Source organism: Paenibacillus polymyxa (assembly GCF_015710975.1).
GTDB classification, from domain to species: Bacteria; Bacillota; Bacilli; order Paenibacillales; family Paenibacillaceae; genus Paenibacillus; species Paenibacillus polymyxa.
Window position 1 is genome coordinate 4,729,965 of record NZ_CP049783.1, and the last position, 17,568, is coordinate 4,747,532.

The following is a 17,568-nucleotide window of genomic DNA, read 5'->3' on the forward strand; positions in this document are numbered from 1 at the left end:
AATATACCGATTTTTCAGATGGTCATGGTATACATCGTGATAAGAATTATTATTGATTATGGTATCAAATGCAAATCATTTCTAAGCATTCATTTTATGATGTTAATAATTTAATTGTTCGGGCAGGAGGAGCTAGGATGTCGTCGTCGTTACGTGTTCATTATTTTATTTTAATTGCAGTTATTATTGTTGCTGGATTATGTCAGGGTTTACTATTACCTATTTTGTCGATTTCTTTGGAACAAATGGGGGTTTCGTCTTCGCTAAACGGAATGAACGCGGCTGCACTGTATATTGGTTCATTTGCAATGACACTGGTGGCTGAACGGACTTTGGGATGGCTGGGGTTCAAAAAGCTGATGGCCGGTGGTCTTGTGCTTGTGCTCATTACCCTGCTGCTGTTCCCGCTAATTCCTGATATTCGGATTTGGTTCGTACTGCGTCTGCTCGTAGGTATTGGAGACAGTGCGTTGCACTATTCTGCGCAGTTGTGGATATTGCTAGTAACTCCACCAGAGAATCGAGGCCGCAACATTTCCTTTTATGGTATGTCTTACGGTCTGGGTTTTGCATTAGGCCCATTGGGATTATGGCTACTCGATTATGGAATGCTGGTTCCATTTGCTGCGTTGGCTTTTTTGTGCTTGCTTGTGTTGCTGTTAGTGTTAATCAAGTTACCTGACTCAAGACCCGAGAAGCAGGAAACTGAGGCGCGTCCCGCACAAAGATTCCGACGCAGCTATAGCTGGGCATGGTATGCTCTGTTGCCTGCATTTCTATACGGTTATATGGAAGCGAGCCTGAACAGTAATTTTCCAGTCTATGGCCTGCGTATTGGCTTCCATACCGATGAAATTGCTGCTTTGCTGCCTTTCGTTAGTTTGGGAGGCTTAGTGTTGCAACTGCCTTTGGGTATATTAAGTGACCGTTGGGGACGTAAAAAAGTGCTAATGAGCGTAGGTATAGCGGGAGGATTGTCCTTTATGTTGCTACCCTGGAGTGGTAATCATTTTATGTTCACTTTGGTATTGCTGACCATCGCAGGTGGATTGGTAGGCTCCTTTTTCTCACTCGGTTTGGCCTATGCAGCTGACCTGTTGCCCAAATCATTTTTGGCGGCTGCAAATGTGCTGGCATCCTTTCATTTTAATCTGGGAAGTGTGGTCGGACCTAATATTAGCGGAGGGTTGCTAGACATTGGAACTCAAGGCAGCATGTTTCTAGTTCTTGGAGGTAGTTACATTGTTTTCGGATTGTTGGGTCTGTTTTCCCGAAAAAGAGTACCGGCGGTTTAAAACTGCGGTTTGCATGGTATTTGTTTCACAATTACTATAAAATATAAACATGTATTGATGGCGGACAAAGGGGAATCATAGATGATTAAAATTCGGAAGCTGACCAAGCAAGTGGGGCCTGAACGTACCCCGTTGCTTCGAGGGATTGATGCTGAAATTCATCAGGGTGAATTCATTGCTATAGTGGGGCCAAGCGGAAGTGGTAAAACGACACTTCTTCGCTGTCTTGCTTTACATGAATCTTGGGAAGAAGGCAGTTTAATTGTAGGAGGCAATGATGTACTGAAATCCGGGTGGACAGGCAAGATGAAATTAAAGCGGGAATGGGCATATCTGGAGCAAAATCCGCATCTTAATATGAATCGGACCGCTCTTAAAAATGTGCTCATTGGCAGATCGGGTCAGACCCCCTGGTGGAGAATGGTTACTGGCATGGTGCGTTCCGACGACTATATGGGAGCGATGGACGTTCTGGAGGATCTGGGTCTGCTGGATAAGGCGCATGATAAATGCGACAAACTCAGCGGCGGCGAACGGCAGCGGGTAGCCACAGCGCGTGCTCTCGTTCACGGAGCCAAGGTTATTTTAGCTGATGAGCCTGTAAATGGACTTGATCCTGCCTCAGCAGCGCATGTACTGGAAACCTTTCGCAAGCTGTGTTCTGACGAACGAGTAACAATCATTACTGTACTGCCGCTGGAAATGGCTGAACGTTTTGCTTCCCGAATCTGGGGGCTGAATGAGGGCGAGCTGGTGTTTGATATCCAGGGAAGACGATTGACACAGGCAGAAAAGAACAAATTGTGAAGGGGACGGCAAGAGAAGTGAAAAAAATGCTGTTGAAAATGGTGGCGTGCTGCTGTTCCTTGCTGCTCCTTGCCGGATTTTTAAGCGGCTGTAATGTGATTAGCGATCCGATTTCGCTGATGCAGACACCAACGATGTCTGATGAGAAACAACAGCTGAATGGAGCAGTGAATACGCAATTAGGGGCGGTACAGCCTTTAAGGCCGAATGATCCGGATGATCCTACGCCAATTCGGACGGGAGATTTGAATAATGATGGTATAGATGAAGCGGTGCTCTTTTATGAAACACCAGATGAGAGCGTAAAGATACATGGTGCCTTGTTTGAAGATCAGGGCGGCACGTGGGTAAAGAAGCTTACATTTGATGGGGAAGGCACGGTGTTGGAATCATTTAAGCTTGTGGATTTAACCAATGACGGTACGCTTGATATTGTAGCAGGTTTTTCGAGCGGAGACAGTAGTGAGAACGGGGACCAGAAGGGCCTCATCGTATACTCTTATACTGGAGGAACGTTGGAAAAAATATATGCAACGGGCTATACGGACTTCGTTGTAGACGATTTTAACCATAAGAAGATGGATTTGAACGGGGACAATCTGAATGACTTGACGATTATCTTGCTCCGTCGTAATGAATTTTTTACCGTGAAAACATTCCAGTTCAGCGGAGGGACCTTTAAGGAGATCGGGTCGTTGGAATTGGACAGTCAGGCTTTAGGCGTCTACAATGTCGTCGCTGGTAAGGTAGCCCAAGGTAGGCAAGGGATCATTATTGATACAAAGATTGCCGAGACAACTACGGTTTCCAATGTTATCGTGATGGATCACGGCAAACTCAGAAAGCTCAATCTTATGGATGTTACCTTTAAGGATGCTACCATCGCCAGTGGTGATGTGGATGGTGACGGTATTCTCGAATTTGGGAATTTAGAGAAGCCTAAAGGTTGGAGCAACAGGCCGCTGGATGAAGTTCCTTATTTTGTATCGTTCTATCAGTGGGATGGGGCCAAAGGGACGATTTTCAAGCAGCAACAGTATCGTGATTCTAATGAACAGGTCTACTTCAGACTGCCGAAAGAGCTGCATGGCAAGGTGACTATTGATCCGAAGGTTTCCAGGAAAGACAGCTATTTGCGGTTTATTCTGGATGATACAGACAAAACAATAGCGGAAATTAAATTTTTCTCATTGTCACAATGGGAGCGAAACAATGAAGGCTATAGCCAATTGTGGCGAACGAACGCACAGGTAATTGGCATTAAGCGATCCAGCGAGCTGGAACCACGTAAAACCATTAAAAACAAGATGGGGGAAAGGCAGGTAGAATAGAGTGAGTAAAGTTTTAATCATGGAAGATGAGGAATCGATCCGTAGCTTTATCGTTATTAACTTGAAACGTAACGGTTTTGAGGTGCTGGAGGCAGCAGATGGGCATGAGGCTCTGAATATTTTGAACACGGTGCGGGATATTGATATCGCGCTGCTTGACGTGATGGTGCCTGGGATGGATGGTTTTGAGGTTTGTCGGAGAATTCGGGAAACGAATGAGCGTATTGGCATTATCTTTCTGACAGCCAAGGTACAGGAACAGGATAAGGTGTATGCCTTGTCTGTAGGGGCTGATGATCATGTGAGCAAGCCTTTCAGCCCGACAGAGCTGATTGCACGTATCCAATCGTTATTGCGTCGGGTAAATGTACATCGTGAAACAGCAGCCAAGGTGTCTTTCCAATCCGGTCCGTTCACGCTGGATTTGATAGCTAAGCAATTTAAGAAAAACGGACAGCTGATCGAACTGACACCGACAGAGTTTTCGCTGATTCAGTTTTTTCTGGAGAAAGAAAATACGCCGCTTAGCCGAGATGTGCTACTTGACCACGTATGGGGCAAGGAATATATGGGCGATCCGAAAATTGTAGATGTGAATATCCGACGTCTGCGGCAGAAAATTGAAAACAATCCATCCGAGCCGGCTTTCTTACAAACCGTGTGGGGACATGGATATAAATGGAAAGGTCAGTCTCAATGATCAAAAAGGGGATTCGCCGACAGATTGTGCTTCACTATTTTTTCGTAGTGTTCTTGGCGCTTCTGTTAGTAGAAGTCATTTTTATGTTTGCACTCCGGTCGTATTATTACGACTCCATTTACAAACACATCGAAAGCCGTATCGAATCGGTAAGTGAATTTGCATCCAAATTCAAAGAGCCAGAACAGTCTTTACAATCGTATTTGTTGAATACATTTTCTCTGCCCTTCACTGAATTACAATTGCTTGATGAACAGGGAAATGTAATTGATAACTCGACAAATTTTGCTGCGGATCTAAGTGTGCAAACCAGTGATGTGACACAAGCCTTAGCTGGAGATACGGGCAAATGGATTGGAAAGCAACCCGGCACGGGACAGCAGGTGATGGCGGTATCTCAGAAACTGGACAATATCGTCGGAGATCAGGTGTATATTATCCGGTATACGACTTCGTTGGAATTAGTAAATGATAAATTATTCATCATTACATTATTTTCGGTGGGAATCATGGCAGCTGTACTGATTATTGTATTTATAGTAAGCACAGGGCTTGCCAATTCCATTGTCAGACCGATTAACAATATTCGCGATGTATCTGCTCAGATGGCGCAGGGACGATTTGATGCACGTATCAAAGGCGATTATCGCTATGAACTGGGTGAATTGGCATCGACGTTGAACTACATGGCACAGGAGATTGTCCGAACCAATCAAATCAAGGATGATTTTATTTCTTCTATTTCTCATGAGCTGCGTACTCCGCTTACATCGATTAAGGGCTGGAGTGAAACGCTAAATTCTGGCGGGTATGACCCGGAAGAGACTAAGATCGGGATGCAGATTATTTCCAAGGAAACGGATCGGCTGATTGGCTTAGTGGAGGAAATTCTCGATTTTTCCAAACTGGAGCAAAATGCCATGAAGCTCGTGATGGGAACAGTTGATCTTCGAGAGCTTTTGCAGGAAATTATGCTGAACGTATGGGCAAAGGCAGAAATGAAGCAGATCAAGCTTCAACTGGATTCCGAGGAAACGGCTTATCTCGTTCATGGAGACGGTAACCGTCTGAAGCAGGTATTTTTGAACATTGTAGATAATGCTATCAAGTTTTCGCATGAAAGCTCGATTATTTATTTGTCTCTTCAACGCATTAAGGGTAATATCGAGATATCGGTACAGGATACGGGGATTGGGATTAGTGAAGAAAACCTTGCCAGAGTAAGGGATCGCTTTTTCCAGGTAGACCACCAAAATGGGGGGACGGGTCTCGGATTGGCAATCTCGCAACAGTTTGTTGAGCGTCATCACGGTCAGATGCTCATCAGAAGTGAATTGGGAGCTGGAACCACCATTACGGTTTCATTGCCTGCTCTGCAAGCAGAGTCATCCGTGGAACTACCACAACTCTCGGAAGGGCAAATTTAAAGTCAGTTGTAAGAGGTAATAAAAAACAGCCAGTCCTCACTATATTGGAGGGCTGGCTGTTTGAAATTTTAGGGAGAGTTATGATGTAAAGCCTTCTGCACGCAAGCGTGTGTTACGCTCATAGGCTTCTTTTAGCATACGTGTAGTTTGCGGCCGTACTGCCATTTTACCAAATACTGTTTCATTGGGTCCGATAACCATAATTTCGCTCGGATTACCTTTAATCACAGCACCATCACGAATCACAGCACCTTCACCGATAATGGCATGCTCAATATGCACGTTGCGCCCAATACGTGTGTCGGGCATAACGATACTTTCCTTGATGGATGAGCCTTTTCCCACCTCGACGCCACTAAACACTACAGAGCGCTCAATTTGGCCTTCTACTTGGCAGGAATCATGCAGGAGGCTGTCCAATGACTGCATTTTACGACCAGGCACCTTTTGCGCGCTCAGCCTTGTGCGGCGTTCACGTGTATACATCGGCCAGTCTTGACGCTGAAGGTCAATTGCGCAATTTTCATGGAGCAGGTCCATGTGGGAGTCCCATAGGCTTTTAACTGTACCTACGTCTTTCCAGTAGCCCTGGAATTCATAAACGTATAGAGATTCTTGGTCCGCCAGCATTTTAGGTATGATATCTTTGCCAAAATCATGACTGGATTGAGGATCCTGTGCGTCTTCCAACAGGTAATTTCTTAAGTAATCCCATTTGAAAAGATAAATCCCCATAGAGGCCAAATTACTTTCGGGTTTCTCCGGCTTCTCTGCAAATTCAGTGACACGCAGATCTTCATCGGCGCTCATAACACCAAAACGGTGTGCTTCATCCCAAGGAACCTCCATGACAGAAATGGTTGCCGCAGCTCCTTTTTCCTTATGGTAGTTCAGCATCTCGCGATAATTCATATAGTAAATATGATCACCGGATAAAATAAGCACATGCTCTGGATTTTGGCTGTCAATATATTCGATATTCTTATGAATAGCATCTGCCGTTCCTAAGTATTCAGCGTTACCTGTATTATAAGATGGAAGCAGGGTAATTCCTTTGTCATCCGTTTTTGTAAGGCCCCATGGAGTCCCATCCCCAATATGTTCGTGCAAGGATTCCGCCTCATATTGCGTCAGTACACCTACAGTATCAATGTTTGAATTTACGCAATTACTGAGAGGAAAATCGATGATCCGGTAATGACCGCCAAAAGGTACGGCGGGTTTTGCAATCGTTGAAGTAAGGGGAGCAAGACGGCGTCCCTCTCCGCCTGCCAGCAGCATGGCAATGCATTCTTTATTAAACATTTCGTTTCCCTCCCGGTTTAGTTGTCTGTTGTAGTACATACATAAACGGTATGGGGTACTCTTGAAACCATCAGGTATATAAGATTCCCCAAAAACTAAGGTTTATTTTTTTCCTAGTCATTTTTCTGTTCATTGTGGCTAGAATGGGGTAATAACTCAGGTCAGCTTTGACCCAAAAGCGAATGCATTACCGACTCATACATTTTTACTCACAAAACATAAAAGGGTGGTGACGTGATGACAGACCAAACTCTTCCGCAACAGACGATATCATCGGAAGATACTTATTTGTTTCATGAAGGAACGCTTTATCACAGCTACCGATCTTTGGGTTCCCACCTTACTGTGGAGAACGGAGAACAGGGCGTTCGTTTTACGGTCTGGGCTCCTCATGCTCTCCATGTCGGGCTTGCTACAGATCGCAACAACTGGAATGGGGAACAGGATTCCTTATATAGGGTTCCCAAATCCGGTTTTTGGAGTCGTTTTTTTCCGGGGATATCCCAAGGAACATTTTACAAATACGACATTACAGGTCCAAATGGTGAACGATTTCTGAAAGCAGATCCTTACGCCGTACGTGCTGAAGTAAGACCGGCTACGGCGTCAGTGGTAGCTTCATTGGATGGTTATGTTTGGAATGATGCAGCTTGGCGCCGTAAACGTAGAGCACCATATGGTAAACCTCTACATATATATGAGCTTCATCTAGGCACTTGGAAGCAAAAAGCAGATGGTACGTTTTATACATACAGGGAGATGGCTGAGCTTCTTGTGCCTTATGTAACAGATATGGGGTATACACATATTGAGCTGATGCCGCTGAGTGAGCATCCGTATGATCTTTCCTGGGGCTACCAACTCACCGGGTATTTTGCACTCACAAGCCGTTATGGTGAACCACATGATTTTATGTATTTGGTGGATCGTTGCCATCAGGCGGGAATTGGAGTGATTATGGATTGGGTTCCAGCTCATTTTGCCAAGGATGCTCATGGATTGAGACGGTTTGACGGATCGCCGCTGTTCGAATACGCGGACCCGCTAATTGCGGAAAAGCCCGGCTGGGGAACCCTGACATTCGATTATAGCAAGCCAGAAGTACGTTCTTTTCTGATCTCCAATGCATTGTTCTGGATGGATGTGTACCATATTGATGGTCTGCGTGTAGATGCAGTGACGAGCATGTTACGGCTTGATTTTGAAAAGCAGGATGGACAATATTGTCTCAATTCCAAGGGAGGGATTGAAAATGAGGAGGCTATCGCCTTCCTTCAACAGCTGAATGAGACGGTATTCCGCTATTATCCATACGCACTCATGATGGCAGAGGAGTCCAGCGCTTGGCCGATGGTGACCTCCCCAGTAAGCGATGGAGGACTCGGTTTTAATTACAAATGGAATATGGGTTGGATGAACGATACACTTGATTATATGGAATCAGAGTTTGATCAACGACCCGATCGCCATAATTTGCTGACATTCCCCATAGCCTATGCGTACAGCGAAAATTTTACACTGCCATTGTCACATGATGAGGTTGTGCATGGTAAAAAGTCGCTGCTTGATAAAATGCCGGGCACCTATGAACAAAAATTTGCCGGACTACGGGCACTTCTTGGCTACCAAATGACCTCACCAGGTAAAAAGCTTTTATTCATGGGAGGGGAATTTGGTCAATTTATTGAGTGGAAGGATGAGGATCAGCTTGACTGGTTTTTGCTGGACTATGACAGTCATCGGTCTCTGCACGCATATTCGAAAGCACTGAATCATTTATATCTTCAGGAGAAGGCACTATGGGAATTGGACCATTCGTGGGACGGCTATCAATGGATTGAAGCTGAAGACCGCGGACAGAGTGTGATTACGTATTTACGTAAAGGCAAAAAAGCAGGAGATACGCTGGTTGTCCTCATTAATTTCCAACCTGTGCCAAGAGAAAATTATCGAATTGGGTTGCAAAAGGCAGGAAGCTATATGGAATTACTGAACAGCGATCATAAGGACTTTGGGGGGAGTGGTCAGCTTAACTCTGGGGTGATACGTACTTCCAAAATCCCTTACCACGGCCAGCTTCACAGCTTGGAAGTGACGATTCCACCCCTAGGCATCGTTATACTCAAGAAAACACCACCACGTAGGTCTAAAAAAGTAGATTAACCACATAAGGAGGAAGCACATATGAACATTTTGTTTGCGGCAGCAGAAGCACATCCATTTATTAAAACAGGCGGGTTGGCTGATGTTATTGGCGCACTGCCAAAGGCACTTCATCAGGCAGGATGCGACGTCCGAATCATCTTACCTAAATATGCGGGCATTCCCGATACCTATAAGAAGTCTCTGCGTCCGGTAACGGTCAAGCATGTAGCTGTAGGCTGGCGTGATCAGTATTGTGGAGTAGAGGAGCTGACGTTGGACGGGATCAGGGTTTATTTTATAGATAATGAATATTACTTCGGTCGTGACGGTATTTACGGTTACATGGATGATGGCGAACGCTTCTCCTTCTTTAACCGGGCGATTTTGGAAGTGCTGCCTGAACTGAATTTTCGGCCGGATATTGTGCATTGTCATGACTGGCATACGGCAATGGTTCCGCTGCTTCTGAATGCCGATTATCGACATTTGCCCTTTTACAACGATATTCGCACGGTGTTTACGATACATAATCTGTTGTATCAGGGTGATTTTCCATATGAGGTCTTAACGGAGCTGCTTAACTTGGATGGAAGCTATTTTACTTCCGAAGGTGTGGAATATTATGGCAGACTGAATTTTATGAAAGGTGGGCTTACTTACTCCGATCATGTCACGACCGTGAGTCCAACCTATGCAGAGGAGATTCAAACTGAATTTTACGGATACGGACTGGAGGGTTTACTTCGTAAACTAGGAGAGCAGGGACGCTTAACGGGGATTGTGAATGGAATTGATACCCAAAGCTACAATCCTGCCACAGACAACCGTATTTATACAAAGTACCGCACAAGTCTGGCAAAGAAAAAGGAAAATAAAATTGCCTTGCAAAAGGAGCTAGGTCTGCCGGTGCGTCCGGACGTACCTATGATAGCAATGGTAACTAGACTTGTGGATATGAAGGGACTAGATCTGGTTACGAGAGTGCTTGACGAAATCTTGTATTATGACGATATTCAGTTTGTCGTGCTGGGAACAGGGGACCCGGCTTTTGAGCACTGGTTCCGGGAAGCAGCGGGACGGTATCCTCTGAAAATGTCGGCGCAGCTTACTTTTAGCGAGCCACTGTCACGAAAAATATATGCGGCAAGTGACATGTATCTTATGCCATCGAGGTTTGAGCCTTGTGGGATTAGTCAACTGCTGGCGCTTCGTTATGGAAGTATCCCTATAGTGCGAGAAACTGGAGGGCTGAACGATACTGTACAGGCTTACAATGAATCCACAGGTGAAGGTAACGGTTTTAGTTTCACGAACTATAATGCACATGACATGCTGCACACCATTCGTCGTGCTGTTGATTACTATCGCCAACCTGAGCATTGGAACAAGCTTATACAGACGGCCTTTGCAGGAGAGTACAGTTGGGATGTATCGGCCGAGGCTTATATGGATATTTACCATTCGCTAGCAAAGATTGATGGAACAGAGTAGGATACCATATTTGTGCTAATAAAAAAGGGAATCCCTTTAGCCAGTGTCTGGCTGAGGAATTCCCTTTTTTGCTGCGGTCAGTCGCCCCCGCCACCACAACTGCTTCCACACGAAGATCCGCTGCTACAAGAGGAATGACTCCCAGAATCGCCTGAATCGTGGTGAGAAGAGCCTCCACCATGAGAACTGTCATGGGAGGAATGATGGTGCGAGTGGTGTGTATCCCAGTTTGAGCAGCCGCTTGCAGAGCTACAGCCGGATGAACTGGCTAGGGCGGCACTGCTTGTAGAGTCTGGGTGCATGTGTATGGCAAATTCATCAGGCCGATACCATGAATACCACACAACAGCCAGTAGCAAATAGTCAACCTGCAAATAGTTGATCTTGGGGAGCTGCTTGCCCTCAGGATCATTTACAGCTTTATTTACCCGCTCACGGAGGTGTTGGACTATCTTATGAATCGCTTGTTGTGTCTGCTTTGAAATGCCCATATTTTCACTTATATTCCATCGGTCACCTACTGGCTGCGCTGAAGCTGTCAGGTTGTAATAGTGTGAAAGCTCATCATTCGGTAATGGATGATTAAAAAAAGTTCCCCACAAACTGGCGCTATAGCGATTCCAGCCAAAGCATTCCACATACAACCAGTCAAACCACGCCCGCTCCTCTGGCATCGGCTGAGAGCTGCCCGAATGGGGAGCATGGTGAAGCATACGACCAAAAAAAGCTTCCGAGAACTGCTGGTATTCGCGCGTAAACATTAACATTTCGTGCCATAGTTCATCCACATCACTACTGAACATAGGCACTCGATTCATAATCGCGCATAGCATGAAGTATCGTTTTAGCTCATGCCAGCGCCAGTCATATTCTTGTTCCGTCAGATTAGGGTGGGCTTCCATGACACGTTGCTTTACGTTGTGAGCATAGGAGGCTGGAATGGATCGCTCCAGCAGCTCCTTCAGCTCCGTAATTTCTGGATGACGCTCTTGCGTGAGTGACGAAGGAGACGGGGAACTAAGGAAAAATGCATTCCGGCGGCGCGTGCTTCTGTTTCCACGATTCCTGCGTATTGCTCGGAATATAAACCAAAAAATGATGAGGTCAACCACAATAAACAACGTCCAAAAGCTACTCATACTATTCATAAAGGCACTCCTTTCTCCAAGAAGACGGCATTTCCGATTTTAGCTTTTGCTATTCAGTAGAGCGAATTCTTCTTTAATCTGTGCCAGCAGCTCAGAACCTGTGATTACATCGCAAGCTGTCCATGCCAAGGTCCTCGCGGCCAAGAGCATTCCTTCCATTGCGCGGTCCTGCATCGCCAAATCGCGGAATTCTGGTGTATGCAAGGCATGCTTCTCGTCAATAACTTGAATGTACGGATGGATCGCAGGGCAATGAAGTGATACATTTCCGATATCCATAGAGCCATGATCTTCGCCTTCCGTAATATCTTCTTGCGCAATACCAGCCTGCACCAAATTTGCAGTAAAGATGTCGGAGAGTACACCGTTAGTCACCATTTCATCATAAGAAGTCTCATAATTGGAGGTTTCCAAGCGACACCCGGCTTGTAAAGCAGCTCCTTCAGCAATTTGAATAACACGACGGGTAAGCGGGTTCAGTTCTTGGCGTGTCGCGGCTCTCACGTAAAATTGAGCTGAGGCGTAATCAGGAATAATATTGGCAGCCTGCCCACCCTGATTAATGATGCCATGGATACGTACTGTACTTTTCACCTGTTGCCGAAATGCGTTGATCCCATTAAACGTTTGAATCACAGCGTCCAAGGCATTAATCCCTTCGTGCGGACTGGCCGCAGCATGAGCGGATTGACCAAAAAATTCGAACTGTACAGCATCAATCGCCAGCGATTTTCCTGATTTTTCGTAGCGATCGAAGGGATGTGTCATCATGGCTATGTCGCAATCATCAAACAATCCAGCCGCCGCCATCGGAACTTTTGCACCGCGTGTTTCTTCGGCAGGTGTGCCGTATACACGTACTTCTCCACCAGTCTCGTCGATGATCGATTTGAGACCGACGGCAGCGCCTGTACTCATCATGCATATCAAATGGTGTCCACAGGCGTGCCCTAAACCTTTCAGGGCGTCATATTCTGCCAGAAAAGCAACAACTGGTCCAGGCTTGACTGCTTTGTAAGTAGCAATAAAGGCCGTTTCTATACCCAATATGGGTGCCTGAACTTCAAAACCGTGAAAGGCAAGTTCTTCTTTTAGACGGGCAGAGGCCAGGAATTCCTCGTTTCCAAGTTCAGGGTTTGCGCCTATATACAACGAAATGTCCTTAAACCGCTCGGCATGCTGTTCAATGGTGTGTTGAATGGTCTGTTTAAAATTCATGCTGAAAACTCCTTTATATATGCTGTAATGTAGGTACTGCGATAGATATACTAAAATTGTACTATAACATTCATTGCATAATCATGCATATTCATTTATAATGACACAATCTTATTTATTATAAAGAATTTAAGGAGAGAAAAAAAGATTGAAAAAGGCATATCGTTTTACCGCCCTGGTTTTGACGGCGGTTATCTTGCTGTTGGCTGGTCTTCCTATGCTCACTGCATACGGATCGGAAGGAAAGCCACAGAAAAAACTTGTAGTGGGTATGAGTGCTGACTTCCCGCCGTATGAGTTTCACAAAGTTATTAACGGTCAGGATACCATTGTCGGGTTTGATGTTGAAATCGCCAAGGAAATCGCCAAGGATCTGGATGCAGAGATGGTCCCAGAGGACATGAGTTTTGACTCTTTGCTGCCTGCTCTGCAAAGTGGTCGCGTAGACCTGGTGCTGTCTGGTATGACACCGACGGATGAACGCAGAAAGAGCATTGATTTTTCGGATGTATACTATCGTTCCAAGCAAGTCATTATGGTACGTCCAGAGGACAAAGACAAATATTCAACGATGGCTGCTCTAAAAGGAGAGAAGCTCGGTGCGCAGAAGGGGAGTATCCAGGAAGAAATTGCGCAAAAAGTACCTAATGCTTCGGTAACCTCATTGGATAAAATATCCGATCTGGTACTCCAGCTTCGGACCAAGCGTATCAACGCGGTTGTAATCGAAGATACCGTTGCTAAAGGATACACGCTAGACGGTACCGTAACACTTGCCAAAGCAGTACCTGAAGATGAAGGAGCAGAAACTGCTGTAGGCATCCGTAAAGGAAATGCGGAATTGCTTGCTTCAGTAAATAAAACGTTGGCTCGCCTGAAAGCGGACGGTTCGATTGAGAAGTTTTCTACAGAAGCGAGTGCACTGTCTGCTGACAGACAGGTTTCTTCGAATAGCATTGTAGATATATTTTTGAAATATCGCAGTTTCTACGCTACGGGTATCGGCTACACTCTATTGCTGTCTGCGCTCGGAGTACTGTTCGGATTCATTATTGGGCTGATCATATCCTTGCTACGGATGAGTGGTATTCGTATTATCGAGTGGCTAGGTACCGCATATGTAGAGATACTGCGCGGCACACCTATGCTGGTGCAGCTTATGATTATTCATTACGGAGTTGCTTTGACGTTAGGTGTTAATTTTACGCCACTCCAGTCCGGTATAATTACGTTGTCTCTGAATAGTTCGGCATATTTGGCTGAAATTTTCCGTGCTGGTATTCAGGCCGTAGACCGTGGACAGATGGAAGCTGCCCGCTCGCTCGGGATGGGACGAGGCAAAGCGATGCGTCACGTTATTTTACCGCAAGCATTTAAATCTATATTGCCTGCTATTGGTAATGAGTTCATTACGATCATTAAAGAATCTTCTATTATTTCGACCATTGGGATGGTGGACATTATGTATCAAGCCCAGGTCATTAAGAATATTACCTACGAAGGCTTAAGTCCATTCGTAATCGCAGCCGCTATTTATTTTGTAATGACATTCAGCTTATCTAAGCTGTTGGGTTTATGGGAAAGGAAGTTGAGAGCCAGTGATCACCGTTAAACAACTGCGTAAATCATTCGGTAAGAATGAAATTTTAAAAGGCATTGATATAGATATCGCCAAAGGTGAAGTAGTCGTCATTATCGGCCCGAGTGGTTCGGGGAAAAGTACGTTTTTGCGTTGTATGAATCTGTTGGAACAGCCAACAGAAGGGGAAATCTTGTTTGAGGGTGAGCCGATTACGGCCCGTGGTCATAATATTAATGCGACTCGGGAGAAGATGGGGATGGTTTTCCAGCATTTTAATCTGTTCCCGCACAAAACAATACTGCAGAATCTGACGCTTGCACCAACGCAGGTGAAAAAGCAGTCGGGGAAAGAAGCGGAGAAAATTGCGTTGGAGCTCCTGCGGACCGTGGGTCTTGAGGATAAGAAGAATACCTACCCGAACCAGTTATCTGGCGGTCAAAAGCAACGTATAGCGATAGCACGTGCTCTGGCTATGCAGCCGCACGTAATGCTGTTTGATGAGCCTACTTCAGCTCTGGACCCTGAAATGGTTGGAGAGGTTCTAGATGTAATGAAGAAGCTCGCTGAAGGCGGCATGACGATGGTGATCGTGACGCACGAAATGGGCTTTGCCCGTGAAGTAGGGGATCGGATCATCTTTATGGACAACGGCCAAATTATAGAGCAAGGCACGCCTGAGCAAGTTTTTGGTACTCCAAGCCATGATCGTACTCGTGACTTTCTTGCTAAAGTACTGTAAGAAAATGCTTTTATAAAATATTGACATAGCCCTTCTCGTGACGATGGTTCACGGAGGGCTTTTCTTTTTTTGTCACCATATCTCCATATTTTCGTAACAAAAAACGGATTCTTAATGACAAAATTGTAATGAGTGTAGTATGATGTTCAAGGTTCCCAACATTTTCATGCAGATAAGGTTACAAAATTGTGATATTATGCAGTAAGCCAAAACTTACCGAGGCAGCACTTATGATAATAAATACTCAGGTGCTGGACTCAAACTATGGGAAGTACGGGGGACGTAACAACGGCCATTGTTCCAATACATCATAAAAAGTATGGAATATGACCTAGGGGTGAATTGCGCAAGCATAGGGCTTCTCCTGAGCCCGAATCCGACAGCTAACCTCGCAGGCACAACAGAGGAGGTACATATCTTTGAAACACTTAAAACATATTGGAAAAACCATGAAATTTGCGGTGCTTGCCGCAGCGATTGCAGGATTGGCACAGACAGCTGGAGTAGCAAATGCTGCTTCGCTTCATACTGCCAAAGAAGGCGATACTTTCTTTTTGCTTGCTCAACGTTATGGGGTATCGGTAGATGACTTGACGAAGGCTAACCCGGATATTGCGTCCAACAACATATATGCAGGTCTACAAATTAAAGTGCCAGACGAAAAAAGTGTGAAGGCGGCTTCGGATTCGAAACCACAGCTACTTACGGAGAAAGCACCAGCGAATGAGAGGCCAACAATTGAAGCATGGGGCAAAACATTCAATTACAGTAAAGTTGTTGATGTTAAAGCAACAGCATATTCAGCCGCAGCTGATGAAAATGGCAAATGGGGTGCAGTCGATTACTACGGTAATCCGCTTAAACTGGGTACAATTGCAGTAGACCCGAAAGTCATTCCTATGGGAACAAAGGTGCTAGTTACAGGCTATTCCCATCCCGGCTTGCCAGACCATTCTTTTGTAGCCGTTGCCCGTGATCAGGGCAGCGCTATTACCGGAAAGCGGATTGATATCTTTATCCCTGGCAACAAATCATTCGTGAACGACTTCGGCTTCCAAAATGTGAAACTGTACGTTATTGATAAATAGCATTGTGCATATATTTGATTTCATTAAACATAATATATATTATGTAGACTTAATATTATAGCACACAACATATAACTGGGACGACTTCTTATCAGTACGGTCGTTTATCGCTAAAAAAGGCTGTCTTACAAGCAGAAGCATTCTGCTCGTCAAGGCAGCCTTTTTACGTTGTTGGTATATACGAGGCTTAGACATACTGTTATTTTCGTTCCGATGTGTGAAGTAGCCGGGGGACTGTGACAAACTTGTAGCCCTTAGCTTTTAAAGAGTGGATTAGACCCGGCAAAGCTTGGACAGTACCTTGCAAGTTGGAACTTTGACCTCCACCTGCATGCATTAAAATAATGGAGCCAGGTCTGGTAGCCGGGATCACGTTACGCTGAATCTGTGTTTTGCTTAATCCCTTCCAGTCTAGAGAGTCCACATTCCAATTGACGATCATGTACCCATGACGACGCGCCCACTGAATTTGAGGCTCCGTGATTTCACCATAGGGTGGTCGTATCAATCTGGGCCGAAAACCTGCGCTGGCTTCTAAAATGCGTTCTGTTTTTGTAATCTGGTGGCGAAAGCGTTCTGGTGTGGCCTTCCTGAAATCCGGATGAGTATAGGAATGGTTTCCTATAGCATGACCCTCGCGGATGATGCGGCGTATGATCCCCGGATGCTTTTCCGCACGATGGCCGACGATAAAAAACGTAGCTTTGATACCGTTTGCGTGTAATACGTCCAAAACCTGCGGCGTATACCTTGAATCGGGCACATCATCAAAGGTTAAGGCAATTTGGCGGGTGTGCGGGCCGCACATTTTAAAAATGTCCGCATGCTTTTTTCGTAGCATCGCTAATGTTGGAGTAGCTCGATCTTTACTTTGATATACCGAAGTAGCGACAGTAGCTTCCTTGGGATGGGGCGTTCCGATGTTGGGAGGCGTGTCAGCGTGAACGGGAAAACTTGAAAATGCTAGTAACAGTGCTAAACATGGCAACACTCCCCTGTACCGCATTTGTATTCCCCCTTTCCGTGCAGTGGTACCTAGTGGTGCTCTCAGCTATTATGTACCTGTCCTATTAAAATTATGCTGGTGATTGAGTGAAGTCCTACACGACTGAAGAGAAGCACATCATGAAGCGGATATCCGTGAAGATGACGAAGTAAACGCGCATATTCTCTTAAACATGAACGAAAACTGGAGCATTTTCGTAAGTTTTAGCCTTACAAAGGATTCGGTATACCGTGACAGCTGGTGTATAATGGGGATGCTATTCATAATGCTACAGACTTGGAATTGA

14 protein-coding genes and 1 riboswitch are annotated in these 17,568 nt (G+C 45.3%); of the genes, 10 read left to right on the forward strand and 4 right to left on the reverse strand.

Annotated features, from left to right (window positions below):
- Window positions 1-137: 137 nt before the first annotated feature.
- The 5 genes from G7035_RS21845 to G7035_RS21865 all read left to right on the forward strand — a co-directional run bounded on the left by G7035_RS21845 (window position 138) and on the right by G7035_RS21865 (window position 5,560).
- On the forward strand, window positions 138-1,295 hold the full coding sequence (locus G7035_RS21845; protein ID WP_017427726.1) for an MFS transporter: 1,158 nt from the start codon (window positions 138-140) through the stop codon (window positions 1,293-1,295).
- 81 nt (window positions 1,296-1,376) lie between these two features.
- Complete coding sequence (locus tag G7035_RS21850) at window positions 1,377-2,102, forward strand: phosphonate ABC transporter ATP-binding protein (RefSeq protein ID WP_017427727.1); 726 nt, start codon at window positions 1,377-1,379, stop codon at window positions 2,100-2,102.
- On the forward strand, window positions 2,099-3,433 hold the full coding sequence (locus tag G7035_RS21855) for a hypothetical protein (protein ID WP_019687406.1): 1,335 nt from the start codon (window positions 2,099-2,101) through the stop codon (window positions 3,431-3,433). The genes G7035_RS21850 and G7035_RS21855 overlap by 4 nt, the downstream gene beginning before the upstream one ends.
- A gap of 1 nt (window position 3,434) precedes the next feature.
- Window positions 3,435-4,133, forward strand: a complete 699-nt coding sequence (locus tag G7035_RS21860; protein WP_016820715.1) for a response regulator transcription factor — start codon at window positions 3,435-3,437, stop codon at window positions 4,131-4,133.
- Window positions 4,130-5,560 (forward strand): sensor histidine kinase, encoded by a 1,431-nt coding sequence (locus G7035_RS21865; RefSeq protein ID WP_017427729.1) that lies wholly within the window; start codon window positions 4,130-4,132, stop codon window positions 5,558-5,560. Before G7035_RS21860 ends, G7035_RS21865 begins: the two co-directional genes overlap by 4 nt.
- 78 nt (window positions 5,561-5,638) lie before the next feature.
- Here G7035_RS21865 and G7035_RS21870 read toward each other — a convergent pair whose 3' ends face one another.
- Entirely contained in the window at window positions 5,639-6,865 is a 1,227-nt protein-coding gene (locus G7035_RS21870) for a glucose-1-phosphate adenylyltransferase (protein WP_017427730.1), read from the reverse strand.
- Between the two features lie 237 nt (window positions 6,866-7,102).
- On the opposite strand from G7035_RS21870, the gene glgB reads away from it, so the two are divergent.
- Both glgB and glgA read left to right on the forward strand, forming a co-directional pair.
- Entirely contained in the window at window positions 7,103-9,028 is a 1,926-nt protein-coding gene (gene glgB / locus G7035_RS21875; protein ID WP_016820718.1) for a 1,4-alpha-glucan branching protein GlgB, read from the forward strand.
- Between the two features lie 21 nt (window positions 9,029-9,049).
- Window positions 9,050-10,501, forward strand: coding sequence for a glycogen synthase GlgA (glgA, locus tag G7035_RS21880; RefSeq protein WP_016820719.1), 1,452 nt, complete (start codon window positions 9,050-9,052; stop codon window positions 10,499-10,501).
- A gap of 77 nt (window positions 10,502-10,578) precedes the next feature.
- Here glgA and G7035_RS21885 read toward each other — a convergent pair whose 3' ends face one another.
- Together G7035_RS21885 and G7035_RS21890 are read right to left on the reverse strand one after the other, a co-directional pair.
- On the reverse strand, window positions 10,579-11,649 hold the full coding sequence (locus G7035_RS21885; protein ID WP_019687405.1) for a glycine-rich domain-containing protein: 1,071 nt from the start codon (window positions 11,647-11,649) through the stop codon (window positions 10,579-10,581).
- Window positions 11,650-11,688: 39 nt separating this feature from the next.
- Window positions 11,689-12,867: a M20 family metallopeptidase gene (locus G7035_RS21890; protein ID WP_016820721.1), complete on the reverse strand. Its 1,179-nt coding sequence runs from the start codon at window positions 12,865-12,867 to the stop codon at window positions 11,689-11,691.
- A 148-nt stretch (window positions 12,868-13,015) separates the two neighbouring features.
- Between G7035_RS21890 and G7035_RS21895 the strand changes: the two genes are divergently transcribed.
- From G7035_RS21895 to G7035_RS21905, 3 genes are all read left to right on the forward strand, one after another.
- Window positions 13,016-14,479: an ABC transporter substrate-binding protein/permease gene (locus G7035_RS21895; protein ID WP_017427733.1), complete on the forward strand. Its 1,464-nt coding sequence runs from the start codon at window positions 13,016-13,018 to the stop codon at window positions 14,477-14,479.
- Window positions 14,466-15,188, forward strand: a complete 723-nt coding sequence (locus G7035_RS21900) for an amino acid ABC transporter ATP-binding protein (protein WP_013371435.1) — start codon at window positions 14,466-14,468, stop codon at window positions 15,186-15,188. Before G7035_RS21895 ends, G7035_RS21900 begins: the two co-directional genes overlap by 14 nt.
- 239 nt (window positions 15,189-15,427) lie before the next feature.
- Window positions 15,428-15,601: riboswitch (cyclic di-AMP (ydaO/yuaA leader) on the forward strand.
- Between the two features lie 6 nt (window positions 15,602-15,607).
- Window positions 15,608-16,276, forward strand: coding sequence for a 3D domain-containing protein (locus G7035_RS21905; RefSeq protein WP_019687404.1), 669 nt, complete (start codon window positions 15,608-15,610; stop codon window positions 16,274-16,276).
- Between the two features lie 199 nt (window positions 16,277-16,475).
- Here G7035_RS21905 and G7035_RS21910 read toward each other — a convergent pair whose 3' ends face one another.
- A complete protein-coding gene (locus tag G7035_RS21910; RefSeq protein WP_016820724.1) occupies window positions 16,476-17,282 on the reverse strand; it encodes a polysaccharide deacetylase family protein in 807 nt (268 codons plus the stop codon).
- Window positions 17,283-17,568: the final 286 nt, after the last annotated feature.